This window comes from Polaromonas sp. P1_G4 (genome assembly GCF_056405475.1).
In genome coordinates this window covers 1-4,758 of record NZ_JBFUCA010000333.1, presented here as the reverse complement: position 1 = coordinate 4,758, position 4,758 = coordinate 1, and the positions used below count along the sequence as shown (strand labels likewise).

Below are 4,758 nucleotides of genomic sequence, written 5' to 3'. Positions count from 1 at the left end.
GCCCAGGCTCAAGGCCATCGGGCGCCTGCACGTAGGAACCGACAACACCGACCTGGAGGCCTGCAAGGAGCGCGACATCAAGGTCGTGCATGCCAGCAGCGCCAACGTCCGCTCCAACGCAGAATATCTTTTGAGCAGCCTGTTGTTGCTGTACCGTCGCGGCCTTGTCTCGGCCTTGATGGGACGCCGCCATCCCACGACGCAAATGGGGCGCGAGCTTCATGGCAGCACCGTGGGCATTCTGGGCCTGGCCCYGACGGCGCACACGCTGGCCGGCATGCTGAGCGGGCTCGGCGTGCGGCTTGTTGGCTATGACCCGGCGGTTCATCACACCGCGCCCATTTGGGAGCGCCTGCGCATACAGCCTGTTTCGCTGTCCGAGCTGGTCAGCCAGTCTGATGCGGTGTCAGTGCAGATGCTGTACGCCACCCGGTTCCGGGGTTTCGTGAACGACAAACTGCTGGCGGGCTGCAAGCGCAGCCAGTTGTGGGTTGGCATCAGCCGCAGTGAATTGTTTGATGAAGGCGCATTGGCCGCTGCGCTGTGCGACGGCCGGATTGAGGCCTGCATCCTGGACGGCGCTGAAGCAAGTTTCCTGGGTGACACCTCACCGCTCAAAGGGTTGAAGAACCTGTTTGTTACGCCACGCCTGGGCTCCCACACACGCGAGGCACGCCTGCGCTCGAGCTGGTATGTAGCCCACCGTATGCATGAAGCTCTGGGCACGCAGCACAGCGGCATGGACCAGTTGACCAGCACTCCCATGGGCCTGGAGCCAGGCAGTGTCCCGCCGTCGCAGTGGTCTGAACCTGAATTCATGATCAGATAGATGTTGGCCCCCACGTTCGCTCACTTCGTGTAGCTCTCTGCCCCCCGAGGGGTGCTGCGCCTGCGGTCTGGCAAAGCCAGTCCCGCGGCCCCTGCTGGTGAAGAACCATCCATCTTTTACCGTTGCAGTTGACTGGTCTTGGCGTATACGCAGCTCGCGGGTCTTACGGGGGCTCGCTTCGCATCCCGATCAATAAAAAAAGCCCCGCAATGCGGGGCTTTTTACTGGTGGTGGTCTGGCGCTTATTTCAAACGTGTCAGTTGTTCGCGAATCTTGGCCAGGGCTGCCTGGTTATCGGCCAGGCGCTTGCGTTCCTGTTCCAGTACGGCCGGGGGCACCTTGTTGACGAAGGCTTCATTGGCGAGCTTGGTTTCGGACTTGGTGATTTCTCCTGCCAGKCGGGTTTCTTCCTTTTGCAGGCGAATCTTTTCTGCCGCCAGATCGACTTCCATGTAAAGGCACAGGCGCGCTTCGCCGACGATGGCCACAGGTGCAGACTGCGCTGCAGCGGCCCAACTGGCTTCGTCGTCGAACACCTTCACTTCGCTGAGTTTGGCCAGTGCCTTGAGCACCGGGGCGACGCCCTGCATAAAGGCGGTGTCACCCAGCACATAAAGCGGCATGCGGGTAGCCGGAGACACCTTCATCTCACCGCGCAGATTGCGGCAGGCATCCACGAGCGTCTTGAGTTTGATGACATGCGCTTCTGCTACCACGTCAATTTTCTCGGGCTGGCTTTGCGGGTAAGGCGCGACGCCGATGAATTTGCCTGTTTTGCCGGCGACGGGCGCCACGGTTTGCCACAGCTCTTCCGTGATGAACGGAATCACCGGATGCGCCAGCCGCAGGATGGCTTCGAGTGTGCGGATCAGCGTGCGGCGTGTGGCGCGCTTTTGCGCGTCGGTGCCGGTCTGTATCTGTACCTTGGCAATTTCGAGGTACCAGTCGCAGAATTCGTCCCAGACGAATTGGTAAATGCTTCCGGCGACGTTGTCGAGACGATAGTCGGCAAAGCCCTTGGCCACGTCGGCTTCCACGCGCTGCATAGTCGATGAAATCCAGCGGTCGGCCTGCGAGAAGCTCAGGTAGTTGTGGAACTCGCCGCCGGGTGCGCATTGCTCTTTGGTGTGGTCTTCCAGCCCGCAGTCCTGGCCTTCGCAGTTCATCAGCGTGAAGCGCGTTGCGTTCCAGAGCTTGTTGCAGAAATTGCGATACCCCTCGCAGCGCTTGCTGTCGAAGTTGATGCTGCGTCCCAGGCTCGCGAGCGAAGCGAACGTAAAGCGTAGCGCGTCGGCACCGTAGCCGGGGATGCCGGCCGGAAATTCTTTCTCGGTGTTCTTGCGAACCTGCGGCGCGGTCTCGGGCTTGCGCAGGCCTTGCGAGCGTTTTTCCAGCAAGGGCGCCAGTTCGATGCCGTCGATCAAATCGACCGGGTCCAGCACATTGCCTTCGGACTTGCTCATCTTCTTGCCCTGCGCGTCTTTCACCAGGCCGTGGATGTACACGTGTTTGAAGGGCACCTGGCCGGTGAAGTGCGTCGTCATCATGATCATCCGGGCGACCCAGAAGAAGATGATGTCGTAACCGGTGACCAGCACGCTTGATGGCAAGAAGAGGTCGAGCTCTTTCGTCTTTTCGGGCCAGCCGAGTGACGAGAAGGGCACCAGYGCCGACGAGTACCAGGTGTCGAGTACATCTTCATCGCGCGTGAGTTTTTTACCGGGCGCCTGGGCCTGTGCTGCTGCTTCGTTTTCAGCGACATAGACCTTGCCGTCTTCGTCATACCAGGCCGGGATCTGGTGGCCCCACCAGAGCTGGCGCGAAATGCACCAGTCCTGGATGTTGTTCATCCACTGGTTGTAGGTGTTGACCCATTGCTCGGGCACGAACTTCACGTCGCCGCTGGCCACCGCATCGCGCGCCTTTTGCGAAATGGATTTTCCGGTCGGATCCTGATCGCTCACCTTGCTGAGCGCCACAAACCACTGGTCGGTCAGCATGGGCTCGACCACCGCGCCGGTACGCGCGCACACCGGCACCATGTTTTTGTGCGGCACGGCTTTTTCGAGGAAGCCTTGGGCTTCCAGGTCTTTCAGCACGGCCTTGCGGCAGTCATAACGGTCCAGGCCCTGGTATTGCGCCGGGCCGTTCTCGTTGATCTTCGCGTCCAAGGTGAAGATGGTGATCAGCGGCAGGTTGTGGCGCAGGGCGACCTGGTAGTCGTTGAAGTCGTGCGCGCCGGTGATCTTCACCACGCCGCTACCGAATTCGGGGTCGACATAGTCATCGGTGATCACCGGAATTTTCCGGTCACACAGCGGCAGGTCGACCATCTTGCCGACCAGGTGCTTGTAGCGCTCGTCGTCCGGGTGCACMGCCAGCGCACCGTCGGCCAGCATGGTTTCGGGCCGTGTGGTGGCAATGTGCATGCCGCGCAGCGCCGAGCCGTCAGCGRCTTTCTGCGGGCCGTCGCTGAAGGGGTACTCGATGTGCCACATGAAGCTGTCGCGCTCTTCGTTCTCGACTTCCAGGTCGGACACGGCGGACTTGAGGATCGGGTCCCAGTTCACCAGGCGCTTGCCGCGATAAATCAGGCCCTGCTTGTAAAGCTGCACAAAGGTCGAGGTGACGACCGTCGACATCTTCGGGTCCATGGTGAAGTACTCGTGCTTCCAGGCCACAGAGTCGCCCATGCGGCGCATCTGGCGCGTGATGGTGGTGCCGGACTCTTCCTTCCATTCCCACACCTTGGCGACGAAATTTTTGCGGCCCAGGTCGTGGCGGCTTTCACCCTCGCCCTGAAGCTTGCGCTCCACCACGATCTGCGTGGCGATGCCGGCATGGTCGGTGCCGGGCACCCACAGCGTGTTGTGGCCGCGCATGCGGTGGTAACGCGTGAGCGAATCCATGATGGTCTGGTTGAAGGCATGGCCCATGTGCAGCGTGCCTGTCACATTGGGCGGCGGCAGCTGGATGGAAAACGAAGGCTTGGCCGCGTCCAGCGTGGGTTCGTACTGGCCGCTTTGCTCCCATTCGGGCCCCCAGCGGCTTTCAATGGCGGCCGGCTCGAAGGACTTGGCCAGGCCGTCCAGCCCCGGCGTGGAGACTTTCACGGCCTCGGGGGCTGTGTTGGCGGTATCGGCAAGGGCAGGGGCGGCAGCGTTGGTCATGGGGCAATGAAAAACGGCATCGAAGGGATGCCGCCTTGGGTTGGGTGAAACTCCRCTGATTTTATTCGACTGGGGCTGGCCGTTGCGGCTAGCCGGCCGTTGGCCCTGTAGTGCTCAGGCGTGGCGGGCCGCGGCCACGCAAGCCTGCAGTACTGCGGTGTCGCCCAGCTGGTTGGCCATCAGCAGGATCAGCCGGGCGTTGAGCAGCTCGGATTCCTCCCTGGAGAGGCCCTGGTGGGCGTCCAGCAGGTATTCGTAAAACGCATCGGCGTCCTGAAAATGCAGGCGGGTGATCAGGGGGCTGTCTGGCTTCATGATGGATCCCTTGTTTCGTGGCGGGCGCCCGCACCCATGGCGCTTGCGACGGCGTGAACCACCGAGGCATCCGTACTTTCGCCCGTTGCGGCGACGTGTCCGTCGGGCCGCAGCAGCGCCCAGGCATGGCCAAAAACATGGCAGGTCGCCTGCAGATGGCCTTCGCGGTCGATCACGTGCTCCCTTGCGGCGGCTTTCTCGCCGGGCCCGAGCACTTGCACGCAGCGCACGTCCGCTTCCCTGGAAAGCGCCGCCAGCCGCGCCAGCCCGGCGCCGGATACATCGCAAAACACCAGCAGCAGCAGGCGCCCATGAGCCCACGTCAACAAGTCCAGCAGCTCGCCTGAGCTGCCATCGGCCCAGGAGAAGCCCGCGTTCTGCGTGGCCCGCCCGCCCGCAGGCCCGCAGACGCCGGACCGCGTGTAGTGGTTGGGCGTCGACATG

General features: G+C 62.2%; 3 protein-coding genes and 1 pseudogene. 1 reads left to right on the top strand and 3 read right to left on the bottom strand.

What is annotated here, in order from left to right; all coding sequences use genetic code 11:
• On the top strand, positions 1–829 hold an 829-nt coding region (locus AC1D1X_RS15905), incomplete at its 5' end, for an NAD(P)-dependent oxidoreductase (RefSeq protein WP_477698629.1).
• A gap of 242 nt (positions 830–1,071) precedes the next feature.
• On the opposite strand, the gene AC1D1X_RS15900 is transcribed toward AC1D1X_RS15905, so the two are convergent.
• The 3 genes and pseudogenes from AC1D1X_RS15900 to AC1D1X_RS15890 all read right to left on the bottom strand — a co-directional run.
• Positions 1,072–3,999: a valine--tRNA ligase gene (locus tag AC1D1X_RS15900; protein ID WP_477698628.1), complete on the bottom strand. Its 2,928-nt coding sequence runs from the start codon at positions 3,997–3,999 to the stop codon at positions 1,072–1,074.
• Between the two features lie 114 nt (positions 4,000–4,113).
• On the bottom strand, positions 4,114–4,314 hold the full coding sequence (locus AC1D1X_RS15895) for a DUF2783 domain-containing protein (RefSeq protein ID WP_477671239.1): 201 nt from the start codon (positions 4,312–4,314) through the stop codon (positions 4,114–4,116).
• Positions 4,311–4,758: pseudogene (locus tag AC1D1X_RS15890) on the bottom strand (FAD-binding monooxygenase); the annotation flags it as partial. The gene AC1D1X_RS15895 and the pseudogene AC1D1X_RS15890, both read right to left, overlap by 4 nt.